We start from the raw sequence: 19,424 nt of genomic DNA, 5'->3' as shown, positions 1-19,424 counted from the left end.
GCGGTGGAACGGGGTGAAAAATCAGGGGTGCAGCAGGCTGGGCGCGGCGCCCAGGAGCTTGCGGGTGTACTCGTCGCGGGGGTTCGCGAAGATGCCTTGGGCCGGCCCCTCTTCGACGATCCGGCCGTAGTACATGACGCAGATCCGGTCGGAGACGTAGCGGACGGTCTGGATATCGTGCGAAATGAACACCATGCCCAGGTTCAGTTCCCTCTTCAGGTCTGCCAGCAGGTTCAGCACCTGGGCCCGGACGGAAACGTCCAGGGCCGAGGTCGGTTCATCGGCCACGATGACCGCCGGGTCCAGGGCCAGGGCCCGGGCAATGGCCACGCGCTGGCGCTGCCCGCCGGACACCTGGTGCGGGGTAACTTCGGCGGCGGTGTAGGGCAGGCCCACCAACGCCAGCAGGTCCTTGACCTTCGCGGCCCGCGACCGCGCGTCGCCGATGCCGTGGACCTGCAGCGGATCGGTGAGGATGTCCTGGATGGTCATCCGCGGATTCAGTGCGGTGGACGGGTCCTGGAAGACGACGGCGACGTCCTGGCCGAAGCGCTTCCGGTCCGAGGCCCGGCGGGTGCTGATCGGCTTGCCGTGGAACAGCACCTGCCCGGCGGTGGGTTCCTGCAGCCCCACCAGCACGGAGGCCAGCGTGGACTTGCCGCAGCCGGATTCCCCCACCACGCCCACGGTTTCCCCGCGGCGGACGGTGAAGTCCACGCCGTCCACCGCCTTGACGATGTTGGGCCGGAAAATCGATCCGGTCCGGGTGCGGTGGTGGACCTTGAGTCCGCGCAGTTCCAGGACCGGGGTGTTCCCGGCGGACGTCTCTGCGCCCGTGGAAACGGCGCCCGTGGAATCTGTGCCCGTGGAATCTGTTCTCAGGGAATCGGTGCTCATGCTTGTCCTTCGGCACTGGTACCGGCGGCGGCCAGGGCGGCGCCGTCGTCGTTGTGGCTCTCGGTCAGGTGGCTGGCCCAGTAATGCTCGCCCTCGCCCACCCGGACAAAGGAGAGAACCTGGTCCGGATCGGCGTCCGGGCGCAGGGACCGTTCGGCAAAGCGGTCTCCGGCCGCGAACTCGCGCGGCGACGGGACGGTGCCCTGGATCTGGTGCAGGCGGTCGGCGTCGGATTCGATCGACAGCACGGCGCCCAGCAGGCCCCGGGTGTATTCGTGGTGCGGGTTGCGCATCAGCTCGGAGGAATCCGCGGATTCCACCACCTGCCCCGCGTACATCACCGTGATCCGGTGTGCCAGGGACGCCACCAGGGCCAGGTCGTGGCTGACGAAGACCATGGCAAAGCCAAGTTCCTCGCGCAGCTCGTTGAGCAGGTCCACCACCTGTTTCTGGACGGTGACGTCCAGCGCGGTGGTGGGCTCGTCCGCCACGATGATCTTCGGTGAACGGGACAGGGCCATGGCCACGAGGACGCGCTGGCGCTGTCCGCCGGAGAGTTCATGCGGGTAGCTCTTCAGCGTCCGCTCCGGGTCCAGTTTGACCAGTTCCAGCAGCTCGCGCGGGGACTTGCGGCCGTTGCGCCGGGTCAGCTGCAGCAGCTGGTCCTTGATCAGCATGGACGGATTCAGCGAGCTCAGTGCGTCCTGGTAGACCATGGCGATCTGCTCGCCGCGCAGTCCGCGGTAGCGCTGGTCGCGCTCGCGCTTGTCGTTGGTCAGCAGTTCCTTCCCGTTGAAGGTGATGGAACCGGAGAGCACCGCTGTGGGCGGCAGCAGTCCCATGATGGCCAGTGAGGTGATCGACTTTCCGCAGCCGGACTCCCCCACCAGTCCCATGGTTTCGCCCTCGCGGACGGTGAAACTGACGCGGTCCACAATGGCGGTGTCGCCGTAGCGGCCGGGGAAGCGGATGGACAGGTCGCGGACTTCGAGGATGACCGGCGCGTCGGCGGAAACGGCGGGCAGCCGGTCGGTGCGGCGCTTTTCCACTTCGGCCAGCAGGTTCAGTTCCTGCGCCAGTGCGGCCAGGGACCCGGGCTGGTTGATCCGGGTTCCGACGTCGGCGTCGTCGCTGAGGACGGTGGCATTGGGTTCCACCACCACACCCTCGGCGGCGGCAGGAGCGACGACGCCGGCGGGTGCGACGACGGCGGCAGCGGCCGGAGCGGGAACGGCAACCGCCGCGTCCTTCACCGCCGCGTCCTTCACCGGCGCGTCCTTCACCGGTGCCGCACGGCGGGGCCGCGGGTTCACCATCGCGTCGGTGAGGCCTTCGGCGAGGATGTTCAGCGCCAGGACGGTGAGCAGAATGGCGATGCCGCCAAACGTCGTCGGCCACCAGGCACCGCTGAAGACCACGTTGCGGCCGTCCGCCATCACGTTTCCCCAGGACGCCGACGGCGGCTGGACGCCGGCGCCGAGGAAGGACAGCGAGGCTTCAAGGATGATCGCATCGGCCACCATGACGGTGGCGAAAACGAGTACGGGGGCTGCGGTGTTGCGGACCACGTGCTTGGTGAGGATGAACAGGCGGCCGGCTCCGATGACGCGTTCGGCGCGCACGTAGTCCTCGCCGTACTGGGCCAGGACATTGGCGCGGACCACCCGGGCGAGCTGGGGCGTGTAGACAATGGCAATGGCGAAAATGATGACCGGAACGGTCGAGCCGAAGAGGGCCACCGAATGGTCCTTGAGGGCAAAGAGCAGGGCGGCGGCCAGGGCGATGCCGGGGAACGCCATCATGATGTCCAAGACACGCATGATGCCTTCATTGACCCACTTGCGCGAGGTCGCTGCGAGTGCGCCCAGGGTTGCGCCGAGGACGACGGCGACAAGTACCGATCCGAGGCCGATGGCGGCGGAAACCCGGGCGCCGTACAGCAGCCGGGAAAAGACGTCGTAGCTGTTGCCGTCGGTGCCCATCAGATGCTCGCCGCCGGGCGGAAGCACCGGGGCACTGGATTCGTTCTCGCCGAACGGAGCGAGCATGGGCCCGGTGACGGCGATGAAGGCCACCAGGACCAGGAAGCCCAGGGCGAGTTTGGAGCTGAGGTTGAGGGAGGTGAAGCGGGCACCGGAGGAGGCGAGCCGTTCAGCGAGTCCGTTGCGCATGGTTTATACCGTCCGGATCCGGGGATTGATGAGCACGTAGAGGACATCCACCAGGATGTTCACGACGACGAAGGCCACGGCGATGGTCAGCACGGCGCCCTGGACGAGGTTGGTGTCCGAGGTGTTCAGCCCGACGATGATCAGGTCTCCCATGCCGTTGAGGTTGAAGATCTTCTCGATCACCACGGCGCCGCCGAGCAGGTAGCCGATGCGCAGGCCCAGGACGGTCACCGGCGTGACCAGGGCGTTGCGCAGGACGTTCCGGGCCACCACGGTCCGGTACGGCACGCCGTTGCCGATGGCGGTGCGGACATAGTCGCGGTCCAGCTCCTCTACCATCGAGGTGCGCACCACCCGGATGAGGGACGCGGAGACCGGCAGGCCCAGAGCCAGGGCAGGCAGCGCCATGGAGTACAGCCAGCCGACAAACCCGTACTGGTCGGCCCAGTCCAGGCCGCCGGTGGGAAAGATGGAGCCGGCGGGCAGAGCAAACCACTGGATGAGCAGGATGGCCAGCCAGAACGACGGCGTCGCGATCGCTGCGATGGAGAAGACGCGGATGGCCTGGTCCGGCCAGCGGTCCCGGTACAGGGCGCTGGTCACGCCCAGCACCAGGGCCAGGAACACGGCCAGCAGGATCCCGAGCAGGGTCAGCTGCAGGGTGACCGGGAACGCGGCCGCGATCTTGGACGCCACGGACTCCTCCGGCGGGTTGGTGAAGCCGAAGTCCAGCCGCACCACGCCGCCCAGATACCGCAGGAACTGGACAAACAGGGAGTCGTTCAGGCCGCGGTCCTCGCGGAAGGCATCCTTGGCCTCTTCACTGGCGTTTTCGCCCAGGACGGCGGTGGCCCGGTCTGCCGGGATGACTGACAGGACGATAAAGACCATGATGGTCACGCCCAGCAGCATGAACGGCAGTGCTGCCAGCCTGCGGCCCAGCAGGCGCAATAGTGTTGCCATGTTTTATTTCTCCAAGGTGGTGCGGGGCCGGGCTGCCGGACGCGGAGCTCGCGGGGGGACGTCCCTGCGTCCGGCAGGCCGGGGTCTTACTTCCGGCCTACGCCTACGAAGGAGAGTCCGGTGGTCGGGAGGGGCTGGAAGCCGTCAAGCGTTCCGCTGTCCCAGGCGGTGGGGAGCTGGCGGTGGAACAGCGGGTACAGCGGCACCTCTTCGGCCACGATGTCGACGACGGCGGCGTGCAGCTTCTTCGCCTCCGCCGGGTCCAGCTGCACGGCCTCGTCCAGCTTTGCCTGGACCTCCGCGTACTCCGGGGTTCCGGACCAGGCCATGCGGTTCTTCGCCCAGGTGTCGCCGCGGTAGAACCAGCTCAGCAGCAGGTCACCGTCGTTGCCGAAGACGGAGGGGTCGCCTGGGGCGATCAGCACGTCGAAGTTCTGACCGCCCACCTTTTCCGGGGCGTAGACAGCGGCCGACTGCAGCGGCTCCAGCGTGGTGGTGATGCCGATCGCGTCCCAGCTTTCCTTGATCAGAGGAGTCACCTTGGTGACCCAGCCGGCGTCGGTGGAGGTGAGCGTCAGGCTCAGGTTTTCCATTCCGGCTTCCTTGAGCAGGGCCTTGGCCTTTTCCGGGTCGTAGCCGTAGACGGTGCCGGCCTCGGTGTAGGAGGGGTGGCCCTTCTGGAAGTAGGAGGTGGCGGCAGCCGCGTTGCCGAGCAGGGCCTTGGAGATGATGTCCTCGGTGTTGGTGGCGTAGTGCAGTGCCTGCCGCACCCGCTTGTCGGCGAACTTTTCCGACGCGCAGTTGAACATCATGAAGAGCAGCCCGAAGGACTGCACTGATTCCACGTCCAGCTTGGCCTTGAGCTGGTCCACATCCAGGTAGGGAATGTCCTCGATCGCCTGGGTCCGGGACGGGACAGCGGCCACGCGTGCTGCCGGGTCCGCCAGCAGCAGCCACGTCATGTCGGTGACCTTGGCCGGATAGGAGCCGTTGTATTCCTCGAACTTCTTGAAGATGATCCGGTCTTCCTTGACCGCGGAGACAAACTTGTAGGGTCCGCTGCCGACCGGTGCCAGGTCAAAGGCGGCCTGGTTTGCGGCCAGGGCCTTGGGAACCACCTTGACCACGGAAATGCGCGGGCCGAATTCAGCGAAGGGGTATTTCAGCTTGAACTCCACCGCGTCGCCGTCGGCGGTGACGGAGGCGATGAAGGGGACAAAGCCGGCGAAAAGTGACTTGTTGGCCGGATCCAGGACCCGCTCAAAGGAGTAGACGACGTCGTCAGCGGTGACGGGCTCCCCGTTATGGAAGGTGGCACCTTCCCGAAGCGTGACCCGGTAGGTGGTTTCGTCGACCTTCTCCGGTTCGGCGGCGGCGAGGGCGAGATACGGTTCGCGGGTGGCCGGGTGCAGCTCGGTCAGCCCTTCGAAGATGTGCAGGTTTGCTGCGACGGGGGTGGCACCCGTGGCGGTCATCGGGTCGAAGCCGGTGGAAAGCGAGTAGGAAATACCGGCCTCAATGGAATCTGCGGCGGCGCCGGTTGCGGTGCCGGCAGCTGAACCGCCGGGGCTGCAGGCCGCGATCGACCCCGCGAAGGCTGAAGCCGCGCCCAGGACGCCGGCAATTCGGAGGAAGTCTCGGCGGCTTGCGCTCCGGAGGAAACCGGTGCTTGCTGAAGTTGTCATCAAGGTGCCTCACCATTCAGGGGGTGTGATGTGGATATCGGACGTAGGACATCCCATGCGGGTTGAGTAGACTGTAGGCTGAATCACAAGCGGGGGTCAAGCACGTCACATTTGTGACCCGGCAGAACATCCACGGCGCTGCTCTGCGCGGCCGATCCCTGTGAAGATTGCCCGAAGACCTTTTTGACGGAGGAGTTCCGATTTTGGTGAGCGACACCCCAGCGCCGATGCCCGGCACGGCGGACCATTCCTTCCCCGCACCCCCTGCCCGCTTGGAAGCCAGGCCGCCGCGTTTCAGTGCGCAGGCTCGGCTGGCGGCCCTGCAGAGCGACATCATGGAGCTGATTCTGGACAGCAAGCTGCAGGCCGGAAGCCCGCTGCCCACCGAGGCGGAGCTCTGCTCGGCACTGGGCGTGGGCCGCAATACCCTGCGGGAATCGCTGAAGGTACTGCAGGCCCTGGGCGTGGTGGAAATCCGCCACGGCTACGGCATGTTCGTTGCTCCCACCAACTTTGATGCTCTGACCGCAGGGCTGAGTTTCCGCGGACGGCTCTCGCTCAGGCAGCAGGGCAAGGAAGCACTGGAGCTGGTGGATGTCCGGCAAACCCTGGAATCCGGACTGATCGGCCAGGCCATGAGCCTCATGACTGCCGCGCATCTGGCGCGCATTGAGGCCACGGTGGAGGAGATGGAATCACTCGCCGACCAGGGCCGCGCCCTGGCTGCCGTGGACTCGGAGTTCCATCGGCAGCTTTTCGAGCCGCTGGGCAATGAACTGCTGACCCACCTCATGTCGGTGTTCTGGGATGTCTACAGCCGGATCCACGCCGAGGCCGGCATGAAGGCTGCCAGCCTGCACGCCACCGCACAGATGCACCGGGAGATCTTCGAAGCCGTACGGGCCGGGGACAAGGTGCTGGCCTCGGAGCGGATCAACAGCCATTTCGACGGCATCCGTGAAGCTATTGCCGAGCTGGTCAACCGATGACCGCAGCGCAGGCAGCTACCGATTCGAAGGAAGACACAATGAAGGTTTTGACCCTGGACAGCAGGGAAGCAGCCGGGGCTGCGGGAGCGGCCCTCGTGCGGGACTGCGTGGAGGCCAAGCCCGACGCCGTGCTCGGTTTTGCCACCGGCTCCTCCCCCCTGCCGCTCTATGACGCCCTGGCGGAATTCGGCCTGGATTTCTCCCGCGTCCGCGGTTTCGCCCTGGACGAGTACGTTGGTCTGCCACCGGGAGATCCCCGCAGCTACGCAGCAGTTATCGACACCGAGGTGGTCCGGCGGCTGGGCCTCCGGCCGGGATCCGTTCGTGTTCCCGATGTCGCCGCCGCCGATCTGGACGAAGCTGCACGGGACTATGAGCGGGCCATCCGCGCTGCGGGCGGCGTGGACCTGCAGATCCTCGGCATCGGCCACAACGGGCACCTTGCCTTCAACGAACCCGGCGCCGCACTGGATTCACGCACCCGCGTGGAGCAGCTCGCCGAACGGACCCGGCGCGCCAACGCCCGCTTTTTCGACTCCCCCGATCAGGTGCCCACCCGCTGCCTGACCCAGGGCATCGGCACCATTCTGGATGCCCGGGAGCTGCTCCTCATTGCGCACGGCGCCGACAAGGCCGACATCATCGCCCGGGCGCTGCAGGGACCGGTCAGTCCGGACTGCCCGGCCTCCGCCCTCCAGCTGCATCCCCGCGTCACCGTGCTGCTGGACCGGGCTGCCGCAGCCGGACTCCCGACCGGGTTCGCAACCGGGTCCGCTGCCGGTGAGGGCGGACAGTGACCGCCCTCGCTTCCCCGCCCGTCACTGTTCTTCGCGGCAGGGCACTGGTGGGGTCCGAGATCTTGGCGGACAGCGCCGTCGCCGTTGCCGGAACGGGAATCCTCTACGCAGGGCCCGAGTCCGGGCTGTCCGCTGCGCTGTCGGCAGCCGGCGTCCCGGCCGGGAATGAACCCAACACCATCACACTCACTCCCGGGCAGCTGGCCGTTCCCGGACTCGTGGACCTTCACTGCCACGGAGGCTACGGCGTCGACTTCCCCTCCGCTGACGCTGCCGCTGCCCGCACCGCGCTGCATCGGATGCATGCCGCCGGAACCACCACCGTGCTGGCCAGTCTGGTCACCGCTGCCCCCGCGGACCTGCTCTCCGGCCTGGAGATGCTCGCCGGGCTGGCCTCGGCCGGCGACATTGCCGGCATCCATCTGGAAGGGCCTTTCCTCGCTGCGGCCCGCTGCGGCGCCCAGGACCCGCACTGGCTGCGCTCCCCCGACCCGGATTTCGCCGGGGAACTCATTTCCGCAGGCGGCGGTCACCTGCGGACCATGACGTATGCCCCGGAGCTCCCCGGCTCCGATGAACTCGTGGACCTGCTTGCCGCGCATTCGGTGGTGCCGTCGGTGGGGCACACCGCTGCAGCAGCTGACGCCGCCGGCGCCTCCCTGGCACGGGCAGCCGCCGGACTGGCGGGCCGGGTTCCGACGGTCACGCACCTGTTCAACGGCATGGACCCGATCCACCACCGCTCCCCCGGCGCCGTCACCGCAGCGTTGCGCGCGGCCCGTGCCGGGACCGCCGTCGTGGAGCTGATCGCCGACAACATCCATCTTGATCCGATAGTCGTCGCCGCGATGTTTGAACTGCTGGGGGCCGAGAATATCGTGCTGGTGACGGACGCCATGGCGGCGGCCGGACTCGCCGACGGATCGTACCGGCTGGGGCCGGCCGAGGTCCGGGTCCGCGGCGGTGTGGCCCGGCTGCCCTCCGGCTCCCTTGCCGGCGGCACCGCCAGCATGCTGGATCTGGTGCGCAACGCCGTGGCCGCCGGGGTACCGCTGGAGCTCGCCCTGCATTCCGCCACCGAGGTTCCCGCACGGGTGCTCGGCAGGACCGGACAGATCGGCACGCTCGCCGCAGGCGCCGCCGCCGACGTGCTGCTGCTGGATGCCGGCCTGCGTCCGGCCGGCGTGATGCACCGCGGCACCTGGATTACCGCGGCGTAGCCGCCGCACGGGCCTGGCTATGCCTCGCGGAGCACCACGACGTCCTTGGGCGCGAGGGTGATCTGCTCGCCGGCGGCAAGAACCCGTCCGGTGAGAAGATCGGTGCCCGCGGCATGCGCCTGGACGGTGACCGGGGTGTCAGCGTGGTTGAGCAGGAAGGACGTGCGGACGTCCTCGAGCGACCGGACGGTGAATTCCAGCTCGGGTTCGTCGGCGTACGGGCCGATGAGGCCCTGCTCGGCGAGGACGGACCGGAGAATGGACGAAAGCCCGTTCTGATCCAGCAGGGTGCCCACATACCAGGCGGCCCCGCCGGCCGGGAACGGCTTCCTGGTCACGGCGGGCCTCCCGGCGTAAAAGTCATCATTGTAGGTGCCAACCGCCTCGGCTCCCTCGGCAACGAGGATTTCAAAGACGCTGCGCGAGGTAACGGTCCGCTCCCCTCCGGCGCCGGACAGCGAGATCCGGTTCACGACGTCGTCGGGCAGCGAATCAGTCTCCTCCACGCGCACTCCGAACAGCGAAGCGAGCGGCCCCGGCACATCGGTGAGGAAAGCGTTGGTGTCCTGGTCCACCCTTCCGGAATGAAACGTGGAGACAACGGATCCGCCGCGTTCCGCCACCGCCCGGAGCCGCTCCGCCGTATCACCCTTGATCATGTGCAGCAGCGGGGCGACGACGACGTCGTATCCGTCGAGCGGCGCATCCACCGGGACAACATCGAGTTGGACGCCCGCCTCCCAGAGGGCACGGTGATATGCAAGGACAACCTGGGGATAGCTCACCGTGCGGTTCAGGCCGTCGGTCATCTCGGAGGCCCACCAGCTGTCCCAGTCGAACAGCAGTGCGGCCCGGGCCGGGGTGCGGGCGCCGAGGACGGCGTCTCCCACCCGGCGGAAGTCCGCCCCGAGTTCCGCCACCTCGCGGAAGGCACGCGTGTCAGTGCGCCCGGAGTGGTCCAGCACGGCTCCGTGGTACTTTTCGCAGGCGCCGCGTGACTGGCGCATCTGGAAATACAGCACCGCGTCCGCTCCGTGGGCAACGGACTGCCACGACCACAGCCGCAGCACCCCCGGACGTTTTACGGGGTTGATGTCACGGCTCGCCGTGATGGTGGGCGTCTGCTCCATCACCCAGAACGGATCGCCGCCCTTGAGCCCGCGCATGAGGTCATGCGTGAACGCCATCCGTGCCTCGGACCGGTCGGTGGGCGGATAGTTGTCCCACGATGCGAAGTCCAGTTGTTCAGCCCAGCGGTGGTAGTCGATGGGCCGGTACATGCCCATGAAATTGGTCGTGGCGGGGGTCGAGGCGTCATGCTCGCGGATCGCGGCCTTCTCCTCCACGAAGTTCTGCAGCATCGCCTCTGACATGAACCGGAGATAGTCGAGGGTGATCCCCTGGAAGGCCGTGTGGTTTTGGCCGCGCCAGTGCTCGCTCAGTGCGTTCGGCGGAACAATCTCGTCCCAGTCGGTGAAGGTGTGGGACCAAAAGGCCGCGTTCCATGCCTCATTAAGCCGGTCCAGGCTCCGGTAGCGTTCCCGGAGCCAGCTGCGGAAGGCGGCGGCACAGTTGCCGCAGTAGCAGGCGCCTCCGTACTCATTCCCGATGTGCCAGGCAACGAGCTGGGGATGGCCCGCGTACCGTTCGGCGATCTTCCCGGCCAGGCGGGCCGAAAGCCTGCGGAACACCGGCGAGCTCGGGCAGGCGTTGTGCCGCTGTCCGTAGACGTGCCGGCGGCCCTCAAAGTCGGTGCGGTTCACCTCCGGATGCCGGTGCGCCAGCCACGGCGGAAGTGCCCCGGTGGCGGTGGCCATGACGAACCGCCGCCCCGAGGCGGCAACGCGGGCGACGACGGCGTCCAGCAGGGTGAAGTCGTAGTCGTCTTCGCCCGCGGAAATCAGTGCCCAGTCGAAGACGCCGAGGGTGAGAGTGTCAATGCCGGCAAGATCGAAGGCGGCGTGGTCCGCTTCCCAGACCTTCGGCGGCCACTGCTCGGGGTTGTAATCACCGCCGTACAGCACCTTGTTCTGCAGGACGGGGCGGATAGGGCTGGTGCCGCTCACGCGATGTACTTCTCCTCGATGTCCGTGGTCAGGGTATGGGCGTTTTGCAGCACAACCGCCGCAACGATCGACGCCAGCGCGATAAGGGCGAGTTCGGACCCCACGCCGACGACGCCGGCGCACGCAATAACGATGGCTGCGGCCCCGATGGTGGCCCGGTGAGAGGACCGGACCAGACGAAAGGCGAGGCGGAGGATGTCACGGGTGCGGAAGTTGTAGAGCGAGTTGATCACCATGGCGTGAAGGGCGGCCACGGCCACGAGGAGGAACACTGCGCCCTGCGCGGCGCCTGCGAGCACCAGCGGCAGCCCCGGCGGAATCACGGAGTCCAGGAAGGCGACGTTGATGCCGAGGATGGCGATGACCGTCAGCACCAGCCACCACCAGCGGAGGGTGCTGGCCGCGTTGAGCCGGTACCCGCGCCAGAATGATTGGGCAGGCGCCAGGTGTTCCTCGCCGGTGCTGGCGCGCCACGCGAAGATCACGGCGGCGAACGCAGGGCCCGCCGGAAGGAGGCTCAGTGCGGCGAGGGGTGCGTTTGAAGGATCGGGGGACAGCGTCACCAGCAGGACCAGCCCGGGCGACGCAGCTGCCAGAAAGAGGATTTCCAGAACGAGGACCCGGTAGACGGCGGCCGTGATCTGGCCCAGCGTGCCGGACGTCAGGGTGTCTGTCGTTTGGCTCATTGTTGCTCCTTCTGGGAAAAAATGCCGCGGTCACCGGGGCCCGGCGAGGGCCCCGGTGACGGCGTCTGCTTGCTGCCGGTATCTGTATGTTGTCGTGCGGTCTACTTGCTGTCGGCGTAGCGGTCGTAGGCGGTGTTCACCAGGTCGATGTACGTGCCCATGCCCTTGCCCTCAAGTTCAGCGACGTAGCTGTCCCATTCGGAGAGATCACGCTGGCCGAGAATAAACTGCAGCGTGGCCTGCTTGGCGGTATCGGAGAGGGGCGTCTCCAGCAGGGTGGCCTGCTCGCGCTCCGCTTCTTCCAGCGGGAACGGCGGAGCCAGCGGAAGGACGTCCTTCTCCTTCATGATGTCCTGGAAGGCCAGTTCCTCCTCGGAGAACGTTGACTGGAGCAGGTCCGTCGTTCCGCCGTAGGCAAAGACGCCGCCGCCGAATCCAAAGTCCTTCTGCAGGTGCTTCGGTGCACCCGCGTTGAGGCTCACGTAGTCGACGTCGGCGGCCAGTGTCCGCTTCCCGTCCGCGTCCTTGGTGAAGGTGGTTCCCTCAACGCCCCACTTGGCGAATTCCATGCCCTCTTCCGAGTACCAGAGCCAGTCAATGAACTGCATCATGGCGGTGAAGTTCTCACTCTCGAGAGCCTCGGCGTTAATCATGATGCCGTTCTCGAGAAGGCTGGTTCCGGCCACAACGTTGCCTGCCGGTCCCGCCGGCAGCGGGATCTTCGAGACAGTGGCGCCCGGGACGGTATCGCTGAGGGCCTGCCGGTAGTCGTTCACGAGGGTCTGTGCGTTGGTGCTGATCGCGAAGGACTTGCCGCTCACGAACTTCTGGTTGGCTGACTCATCATCCTGTGTGAAGCTCTCCGGATCGATCAGCCCGTCCTCAACCAGTCCGGCCACATACTCAACGAACTCGCGGTACTCGTCGGTTGTCCCGGTGAACTCGAATTTCTCGTCGTCTTCATTCCAGGATGCCGCGTTCCAGCCCCAGCCGGCCGAAACGCCGTAGGTCATGGAGATGATGTTCAGGAGGCTGTCGCCCTGGAACCGGTCCGACAGCGGGTAGGAATCGGGGTTCGCGGTCTTGATTGCCGTCAGGACCTCACGGAATTCGTCCCAGTCCTTCGGATCCTCGAGTCCGAGTTCCTCCATGACATCGGTGCGGACCGCAATCGTGTAGTCCTGCCAGACGGCCTCGTGGACTCCGGGCAGCACATAGAACTCGCCGTCAGCCTGGCGGAGCCCCTCGATGTTGTCTTCAAGCCCCCAGTTTTCGATTTTCTCCGAGAGGTTCGGCATCAGGTCGAGGTACTTCGAGACGGGGAGGATTGCGCCCGAGGACACGAACGCCTCTTCCTGGCCGGGGTACGTCTTCGGAATGATCATCGGAGCGTTGCCCGCACCGACGATCAGGCTGCGTTTCTGCTCGTAGTCACTCATGGGAACCACTGTGGGTTCCAGGGTGACGTTGGTCCGCTCGGTCAGCTCTTCCCAGAACAGCCAGTCTTCCTTGAGCGGGTAGTTCGGGTGGTCGCTGAACAGAATTGAGAAGTCGAGGGCTTCCGTGGCTTTGAACTGGTCGCCGGCTTTGTAATCCGCCATGGCACCGGCATCTTTGCCGGCAACATCGGCGCCGTCGGCTTCGCTGCTCGACGAGCACGACGTGAGTCCGGCGACAAGGGCGACCAGCGCTCCTGCCGCAAGGACCTTCCTGGGTGTGGACAGCATGTCTTTCCTTTCGTTGCCGACAGGTCGGCGTTGAGGGGCGGTAAACGGGAGGTGCCGAGCCGTCAGCCTTTGACGGAACCGAGCATGACTCCCGAGACGAAATACCGTTGGACAAAGGGGTAGAGGCAGAGGATCGGGAGCACGGTGAGGACCATCGTGACCGATTGGATGTTCGAGGCGACCTGGGCGAGGTCCGAGCCGCCGGCTGAAGACGACGCATTGGATGCACCGGCTATGAGGTTTCGGAGATAGACCGTGACGGGGAAAAGATCCGCACGGTCCATGTAGAGGAAGGCCTGGAACCAGGCGTTCCAGAAGGCGACGGCGTAGAAGAGCACCATTGTTGCCATGACCGCTTTGGACAGCGGCAGGACAATACGGAACAGAATGCCGAAGGTGGAGAGACCGTCAATCTGGGCGGCTTCCTCGAGTTCTTCCGGAAGGTTCTCGAAGAACGATTTCATCACCAGCAGGTTGAAGACGGAGATGGCGTTGGGAAGCACTATCGCCCAGAGCGAGTTCGTCATGCCCAGGCTGGAGATGAGGACGTAGTTGGGGATGAGCCCTCCGTTGAAGAACATCGTGAAAACCGCGATGCCGATGAGGAACTTGCGGCCGCGCACCCGTTTTTTTGACAGCACGTAGGCGTAGCACGTGGTCAGCACCATGGCGATGATGGTGGCCACCACTGTGTAGACCACGGTGTTCTTGTAGTTCGTCCAGAACAGGGAGTCGTTCAGCACCAGCTGGTAGGTGGTGGTGTTGAACCCCTTGGGCCACAGGTTCACCTGGCCTGCCCGGATGGCTGACTCGCCGCTGAATGACTGCGCAATGATGTTCACGAACGGGTACAGCGTCACGCCGACGACGCCGAGCAGTGCGATGGTGTTGAAGACCTGGAAGATCCGCTCACCCCGGCTGGAACGGACGCGGCGGGGCTTCTGCTCCGGCTTCTTCAAGTCGGTGGGTGCTTGGGCGGTGGTTACCACAGGCTTGTCCCTACTGTTCGGCGGGAAATCGCATTGGCGGAAAGAATCAGGGTGAGGCCGATAATGGCTTCAAACATGCCGATCGCTGCGGCGTAGCTGAAGTTGTTGGCCTCCAGCCCGACCCGGTAGAGATACGTGGAGATCACGTCGGCAGTGGGATAGGTGAGCGGGTTGTACAGGAGCAGGATCTTCTCGAACCCGACGGAGAGGAACGTGCCGATATTCAGCACCAGCAGGGTGACCATAGTGGGGCGGATGCCCGGCAGCGTGACGTGCCAGGTCTGCTGCCACCGGTTCGCTCCGTCGATACGTGCGGCTTCGTAGAGCGCCGTATCCACGCCGGTCAGGGCGGCCAGGTAGAGGATGGTTCCCCAGCCCACCGTCTGCCACACCTCGGACGAGACGTAGACGGTGCGGAACCATTCCGGTGTCTGCAGGAAGGGAATGGCGTCCCCGCCGACCGCCCGGACAATCTGGTTCACCGTGCCCTCCAGCGAGAGCAGCTGCATGAGCATTCCGGCAATGATGACGATCGACAGAAAGTGCGGCAGGTAGGAAATCGTCTGCACAAAACGCTTGAAGTACCGTGACCGGACTTCATTGAGCATCAGCGCCAGGATGATGGGGAGCGGGAAGCAGAAGAGCAGCGTGAGCGAACCGATGGCGAAGGTGTTGGCGAACACGGCCCAGAACGTCGGGTCGTTGAGGAACATCTCCACATAGCGGAATCCCACCCATTCTTCGCCGAAGATATTGCCGCCGGGCCGGAAGCGGCGGAACGCGATGACGTTTCCGAGCATCGGCACGTAGCGGAAGATCGCGAAGAACAGCAGCGGCAGAATGACGAGGACGTAGAGCTGCCAGTCGCGCCGCAGGCTCTTGCTCCACGGCACATGACCCGTCTTCGGATGGAAGGGACGGCGTCTCTTTCGCGGCGCAATCTCGGCGGACATGCCGACGGCGGCTGCAGCATCGGGTCCCGTTGCGCCGGCGCCGGTGGTCGACACACCGGTTTGGTTCAGGCTCACAGCGCCCCCTCGAGTTCCGGCCGGATCGCCGTGGTGACGGTGCTGACGCTGGTCAGCGCCCGGTCCGCTCCCACCCGGCGGAGACCGCCGACGAGCTGGAGCCCAACGGCTGTGTGGATGTCATCGCTGGAGCGGGCCACGCGCAGTTCAACGGCTCCCGGCTCGACGATCAGTTCCCCGTCGAGGCCGGTGAACGCGGTGAGGTCTGCCGGGACCGTCAGGGCGACGCGGACGGACTCCCCCGGTTCCAGCTCCACGCGGGCAAATCCGACGAGCCGCTGTATCGGCCGGGTGACCTGGGCGGCGGCATCATGCAGATACAGCTGGACGATGTCCGCCGCCTGCATAACGCCCGTGTTGGTTACTGTCACTTCGATGGTGACCTCGCCGTCGACCTCCCAGTCGGAGCGGCCCTCCACTTCGCGGACGCCGCTCCACTCGAAGCTGGAATAACCGATTCCGTGCCCGAAGGCGAAGGCCGGGGAAGGGTCCAGGTCGGAGACCCCGGATTTCGCTCCCAGCGGGGCGGTCAGGTAAGTCCCCGGCTGCGACCCCGGGTCGCGGGGAATGCTGACGGGCAGGCGTCCGGACGGTGAGAACCTGCCGCTGAGCAGGTCGGCGACAGCCCGGCCGCCCCGCTGGCCCGGGAAGAATCCCTGCACGACGGCGGCTGCACGGGAGGGTGCGTCACCGAGGGCATAGGGGCGGCCGGCAAGGAGTACCACCACCACCGGCGTCCCCGAGTCGAGGAGCGCCGCGAGCAGCTCCGACTGCACTCCGGGCAGTTTCAGGTCGCTCGCGTCGCAGCCTTCGCCGGAGGTTCCCCGGCCGAAGAGCCCGGCGCGGTCGCCAAGGACGACGACGCACACGTCGGCTTCGCGGGCCGCGTCAACAGCATCCCCGAAACCTTCCCGGCCGGGGCCGTCAACGGTGCAGCCCGGCACGTGGGTGACTTCGGAGAAACCGGCACGGAGCTCTTCGAACACCGTGGGGATATCGATTCCGACGGGAGTCTCCGGGTGTTTTCCGCCCACATGCACGGGAAACGAGTAGCAGCCGAGCATGGCCATCGGGTCATTGGCGAGGGGACCCACAACGGCGACGCGGGTTCCGGCTGCCAGTGGCAGGACCCCTTCGCTGTTGGCCAGAAGGACCAGGGATTCACGAGCCATCAGCTCCGCCAGGTCCCGGCCCTCCGCGGTGTCCAGCTCCAGCGACTCGACGCCGGCCGGGAGAGGAGACCAGTCCTCGTCGAGGAGACCGATCGAAATCTTCTGGGTTAGGACCCGGAGTGCCGCGCGGTCAATCAGGGCTTCCTCGATGCGGCCGTCTCTCACGCCCTCGAGCAGCGGCGACCCGAAGGTGTCGACTGTGGGGAGTTCGACGTCGACCCCGGCATTCAGGGCAAGCCCGGCCGCAGCCGTTCCGTCTTCGGCGACGCGGTGCAGCCGTTCCAGGAAGCGGATGCCGAAGTAGTCGGCAACGACGGTTCCGTCGAAGCCCAGGCGGTCGCGGAGGATTCCGGTGAGGAGGGCTTTGTCCGCGGCGGAGGGCACCCCGTCAATTTCCGTGTAGGAGTGCATGACCGAGCGGGCTCCGCCGAGCCGGAGGGCGGCCTCGAACGGGGGAAGGAGGACGTCGGAGAATTCCCGGGGCCCCATCGATACGGGAGCGAGGTTCCGTCCGGCCCGGCTGGCCGAGTAGCCCGCGAAGTGCTTCAGGGTGGAGATCATCCCCGCGCCCTCGAGGCCCTTCACATAGGCCGTACCAATGGTCGCGACGAGGTAGGGGTCCTCGGAGATGGTCTCTTCAGTGCGGCCCCAGCGGTAATCGCGTGCCACGTCGAGGACCGGTGCCAGGCCCTGGTGGATGCCGGCGGCACGCATCGATCGGCCGATGGTGTCCGCCATGCGCTGGATCAGTCCGGGATTGAAGGTGGCGCCCCATGCAAGGGGAACGGGATATGCGGTGGCACGCCAGGCGGCAAAACCGGCGAGGCACTCCTCGTGGACAAGGGCCGGGATGCCGAAGCGGCTGCGCTCCACAAGGTGTTCCTGAGAGAGCGCAAGTGACTTTGCGGCGGCAACGGGTTCCACCGGCGCCGTACCGAAAGGCCTGGTCAGCTGGCCGAGTCCATGTTCGGTGACAGCGTTCCAGTCGATGGGGTCGGCCGCCAGGTCCTGTTGGAGCGGGGCTACTCCTCCGCCGGAACTGTCGGCCCCCACCCACACGCCCACCAGCTGGGCGGCCTTCTCCTCAAGCGTCATCCGGGAAACGAGATCGGCTGCGCGGTCCGCAGGAGACGCGGACTCGTCACGCCAGAGCTCTTCGCTGCTCGAGCGGGCGATGCGTGGCATATGACTCCTTTGTCAAACAATCGGGTAAGCGGCTGCCGACCCGAAGAAGACAAAGTTCCCCGTGCACCACAGCGGCGTAGCACTAAAAGTTTCGAAAACAGTTGCGAAAAGCTTGCCTGAACATTAGCGCGTTATTGGAAGGTGTCAAGGGTTGGATTTCCGCTCTTCCAAAATCCCCCGGAACAGCGGGTGGAATTCTCAGTATTTGGGAGGTGCAACCGCGAAACGGAGTGCTACGGTAGCAGGATTGTTTTCGAAATACAGACGAGGAAACCCATGCCCATCGATACCCCGGCCCCTGCTGCTGCCGGCTCCGGCCGAATGACAATTTCCGCAATCGCAGCTTCCATCGGCGTCTCGGTTCCGTCGGTATCGAAAGTGCTCAACGGACGTTCCGACGTCGCCCCGGCCACGCGGCGCAAAATCGAAAAAGCCCTGCAGGACCACAACTATCAGCGCAATAGCCGTCAGACCGGTGCCAGCGCCGCCCGGCTGATTGAGCTGGTTTTCCATGAACTCGATTCCGCCTGGTCCATTGAGATCATCCGCGGTGTGGAACAAGCCGCGCGCCGCAACGGCATGGGTGTCGTCCTCTCGGATCTGGGCGGTCACCACAGTCCCGACCAGCGCTGGATGCGGGAGATCATCGCCCGCCGTCCGCACGGCATCATCCTCGTCCTGTCGACCCTCACCCCGGAGCAGAAACGCCAGCTGGAGACACGCTCAATCCCCTACGTGGTGCTGGACACCAACGGTGAGACCATCGTCGGGGCGCCGGCAGTCGGTTCCAACAACTGGCAGGGCGGGCTGCTGGCCACCAGGCACCTGCTGTCACTGGGTCACCGCAGGATCGCCATGGTCTCAGGGCCCGAGGACGTACTCTGTTCACGCGCCCGGGTGGACGGGTACCGCGCAGCGCACTCTGAAGCAGGCGTTCCCCTCATGGAAGACCCCATCAGGTGGGGCAACTTCACCGTCAACGGCGGGTACGAGCACGGCCGCGAACTGCTCTCCCGCCCGGACCGCCCGACAGCCATCTTCGCCGGCTCGGATATGCAGGCCCTTGGCGTGCTCCGTGCGGCCCGTGAGCAGGGCATCGATGTCCCCGGACAGCTGTCGGTGGTCGGTTATGACGACCTGCCGCTCGCGGCCTGGGTGGACCCGCCGCTGACCACCGTGAATCAGCCGCTCCTGGAAATGGCCGATGCCGCAGCAACTATGGTGCTCGGCATCGCCCGCGGCACCGATCCCAAGCCACGAAGCATTGAGCTCGCCATTGAACTCATTGTCCGGGACAGCACCGGGCCGGCCCCCGTTTAGCCGTTGCGCTGCCAGCCGGGCCAGGGGAAGCACCTTTCTGCCATCTCGGCGGAGAGGAACCCGGGGACCGGTTAAACAAGTAAGGCCCGCACCATCACTGGTACGGGCCTTACTCTCTCAACCGAAATATTGTCCGGCGGTGACCTACTCTCCCACATCCTCCCGGATGCAGTACCATCGGCGCTGTGGGTCTTAGCTTCCGGGTTCGGAATGGGACCGGGCGTTTCCCCCACGCTATGACCGCCGTAACCCTTCCACCCGCACCACCCCCAACAAACCCGGGGTGAGGGGAAAACAATGGTCACAACAAGAAACACACCCCCACCAACCGCTGCATAAGCGGCCAACCAGGCGTGTATTCCCCATAGGTGAATACAACATTCTTCATTCTACGGCACCCGCCCCCTGTTAAGAGAGCGATGGTGCCGGTTCCAGGAGTGACAAACCACACGGGTTTGTTATCCGGGAACCACATAGTGGACGCAAGCAGCACATGATCTAACACAACCCTTTATACTTTGGAGGACCG

General features: G+C 65.8%; 14 protein-coding genes and 1 rRNA gene. 4 read left to right on the top strand and 11 right to left on the bottom strand.

The annotated features are described in order from the left end of the window. Nucleotides 1-21: 21 nt before the first annotated feature. The 4 genes from WKB88_RS15685 to WKB88_RS15670 all read right to left on the bottom strand — a co-directional run bounded on the left by WKB88_RS15685 (nt 22) and on the right by WKB88_RS15670 (nt 5,716). Complete coding sequence (locus WKB88_RS15685; RefSeq protein WP_341395486.1) at nt 22-897, bottom strand: ATP-binding cassette domain-containing protein; 876 nt, start codon at nt 895-897, stop codon at nt 22-24. Beyond that, the gene (locus tag WKB88_RS15680) at nt 894-3,068 is read right to left on the bottom strand and encodes a dipeptide/oligopeptide/nickel ABC transporter permease/ATP-binding protein (protein ID WP_341395485.1); all 2,175 of its coding nucleotides are present in this window, start codon (nt 3,066-3,068) and stop codon (nt 894-896) included. Before WKB88_RS15680 ends, WKB88_RS15685 begins: the two co-directional genes overlap by 4 nt. Nucleotides 3,069-3,071: 3 nt before the next feature. After that, on the bottom strand, nt 3,072-4,031 hold the full coding sequence (locus tag WKB88_RS15675; RefSeq protein ID WP_341395484.1) for an ABC transporter permease: 960 nt from the start codon (nt 4,029-4,031) through the stop codon (nt 3,072-3,074). A gap of 86 nt (nt 4,032-4,117) precedes the next feature. Continuing rightward, nucleotides 4,118-5,716 carry an ABC transporter substrate-binding protein gene (locus WKB88_RS15670; protein ID WP_341395483.1) on the bottom strand — a complete coding sequence of 533 codons (1,599 nt, stop codon included), beginning with the start codon at nt 5,714-5,716 and terminating at the stop codon, nt 4,118-4,120. Between the two features lie 206 nt (nt 5,717-5,922). On the opposite strand from WKB88_RS15670, the gene WKB88_RS15665 reads away from it, so the two are divergent. Genes WKB88_RS15665 through WKB88_RS15655 form a run of 3 tightly spaced genes read left to right on the top strand, consistent with a single transcriptional unit; the run spans nt 5,923 to nt 8,722 of the window. After that, a complete protein-coding gene (locus WKB88_RS15665) occupies nt 5,923-6,705 on the top strand; it encodes a FadR/GntR family transcriptional regulator (RefSeq protein ID WP_341395482.1) in 783 nt (260 codons plus the stop codon). Between the two features lie 38 nt (nt 6,706-6,743). Next, complete coding sequence (locus WKB88_RS15660) at nt 6,744-7,502, top strand: glucosamine-6-phosphate deaminase (RefSeq protein WP_341395481.1); 759 nt, start codon at nt 6,744-6,746, stop codon at nt 7,500-7,502. Further along, the gene (locus WKB88_RS15655; protein WP_341395480.1) at nt 7,499-8,722 is read left to right on the top strand and encodes an N-acetylglucosamine-6-phosphate deacetylase; all 1,224 of its coding nucleotides are present in this window, start codon (nt 7,499-7,501) and stop codon (nt 8,720-8,722) included. Before WKB88_RS15660 ends, WKB88_RS15655 begins: the two co-directional genes overlap by 4 nt. A 17-nt stretch (nt 8,723-8,739) precedes the next feature. Here WKB88_RS15655 and WKB88_RS15650 read toward each other — a convergent pair whose 3' ends face one another. The 6 genes from WKB88_RS15650 to WKB88_RS15625 form a co-directional block, all read right to left on the bottom strand. Continuing rightward, the gene (locus WKB88_RS15650; protein WP_341395479.1) at nt 8,740-10,788 is read right to left on the bottom strand and encodes a beta-galactosidase; all 2,049 of its coding nucleotides are present in this window, start codon (nt 10,786-10,788) and stop codon (nt 8,740-8,742) included. Continuing rightward, nucleotides 10,785-11,474, bottom strand: coding sequence for a hypothetical protein (locus WKB88_RS15645; RefSeq protein ID WP_341395478.1), 690 nt, complete (start codon nt 11,472-11,474; stop codon nt 10,785-10,787). The genes WKB88_RS15650 and WKB88_RS15645 overlap by 4 nt, the downstream gene beginning before the upstream one ends. A 101-nt stretch (nt 11,475-11,575) precedes the next feature. Continuing rightward, nucleotides 11,576-13,201, bottom strand: a complete 1,626-nt coding sequence (locus tag WKB88_RS15640; protein WP_341395477.1) for an ABC transporter substrate-binding protein — start codon at nt 13,199-13,201, stop codon at nt 11,576-11,578. Between the two features lie 62 nt (nt 13,202-13,263). Next, nucleotides 13,264-14,190, bottom strand: coding sequence for a carbohydrate ABC transporter permease (locus tag WKB88_RS15635; RefSeq protein ID WP_341395476.1), 927 nt, complete (start codon nt 14,188-14,190; stop codon nt 13,264-13,266). Next, on the bottom strand, nt 14,184-15,143 hold the full coding sequence (locus tag WKB88_RS15630) for an ABC transporter permease (protein WP_341395598.1): 960 nt from the start codon (nt 15,141-15,143) through the stop codon (nt 14,184-14,186). Before WKB88_RS15630 ends, WKB88_RS15635 begins: the two co-directional genes overlap by 7 nt. A 71-nt stretch (nt 15,144-15,214) precedes the next feature. After that, nucleotides 15,215-17,575, bottom strand: a complete 2,361-nt coding sequence (locus tag WKB88_RS15625; RefSeq protein WP_341395475.1) for a beta-xylosidase/alpha-l-arabinosidase — start codon at nt 17,573-17,575, stop codon at nt 15,215-15,217. A 321-nt stretch (nt 17,576-17,896) separates the two neighbouring features. Between WKB88_RS15625 and WKB88_RS15620 the strand changes: the two genes are divergently transcribed. Next, nucleotides 17,897-18,895 carry a LacI family DNA-binding transcriptional regulator gene (locus WKB88_RS15620; RefSeq protein WP_341395474.1) on the top strand — a complete coding sequence of 333 codons (999 nt, stop codon included), beginning with the start codon at nt 17,897-17,899 and terminating at the stop codon, nt 18,893-18,895. A 131-nt stretch (nt 18,896-19,026) separates the two neighbouring features. Here WKB88_RS15620 and rrf read toward each other — a convergent pair. Next, nucleotides 19,027-19,143 (bottom strand): 5S ribosomal RNA (gene rrf / locus WKB88_RS15615). Nucleotides 19,144-19,424 lie beyond the last annotated feature (281 nt).

The sequence above is a fragment of the Arthrobacter sp. G119Y2 genome (assembly GCF_038069765.1).
GTDB lineage: Bacteria > Actinomycetota > Actinomycetes > Actinomycetales > Micrococcaceae > Arthrobacter_B.
This window is presented reverse-complemented; position numbering and strand designations above follow the sequence as displayed.

Bases quoted from the DNA above. Each gene is read 5' to 3' on its own strand.
- WKB88_RS15685 (WP_341395486.1), bottom strand. From the start codon at position 897: ATGAGCACCGATTCCCTGAGAACAGATTCCACGGGCACAGATTCCACG.
- WKB88_RS15680 (WP_341395485.1), bottom strand. From the start codon at position 3,068: ATGCGCAACGGACTCGCTGAACGGCTCGCCTCCTCCGGTGCCCGCTTC.
- WKB88_RS15675 (WP_341395484.1), bottom strand. From the start codon at position 4,031: ATGGCAACACTATTGCGCCTGCTGGGCCGCAGGCTGGCAGCACTGCCG.
- WKB88_RS15670 (WP_341395483.1), bottom strand. From the start codon at position 5,716: ATGACAACTTCAGCAAGCACCGGTTTCCTCCGGAGCGCAAGCCGCCGA.
- WKB88_RS15660 (WP_341395481.1), top strand. From the start codon at position 6,744: ATGAAGGTTTTGACCCTGGACAGCAGGGAAGCAGCCGGGGCTGCGGGA.
- WKB88_RS15645 (WP_341395478.1), bottom strand. From the start codon at position 11,474: ATGAGCCAAACGACAGACACCCTGACGTCCGGCACGCTGGGCCAGATC.
- WKB88_RS15640 (WP_341395477.1), bottom strand. From the start codon at position 13,201: ATGCTGTCCACACCCAGGAAGGTCCTTGCGGCAGGAGCGCTGGTCGCC.
- WKB88_RS15630 (WP_341395598.1), bottom strand. From the start codon at position 15,143: ATGTCCGCCGAGATTGCGCCGCGAAAGAGACGCCGTCCCTTCCATCCG.
- WKB88_RS15625 (WP_341395475.1), bottom strand. From the start codon at position 17,575: ATGCCACGCATCGCCCGCTCGAGCAGCGAAGAGCTCTGGCGTGACGAG.
- WKB88_RS15620 (WP_341395474.1), top strand. From the start codon at position 17,897: ATGACAATTTCCGCAATCGCAGCTTCCATCGGCGTCTCGGTTCCGTCG.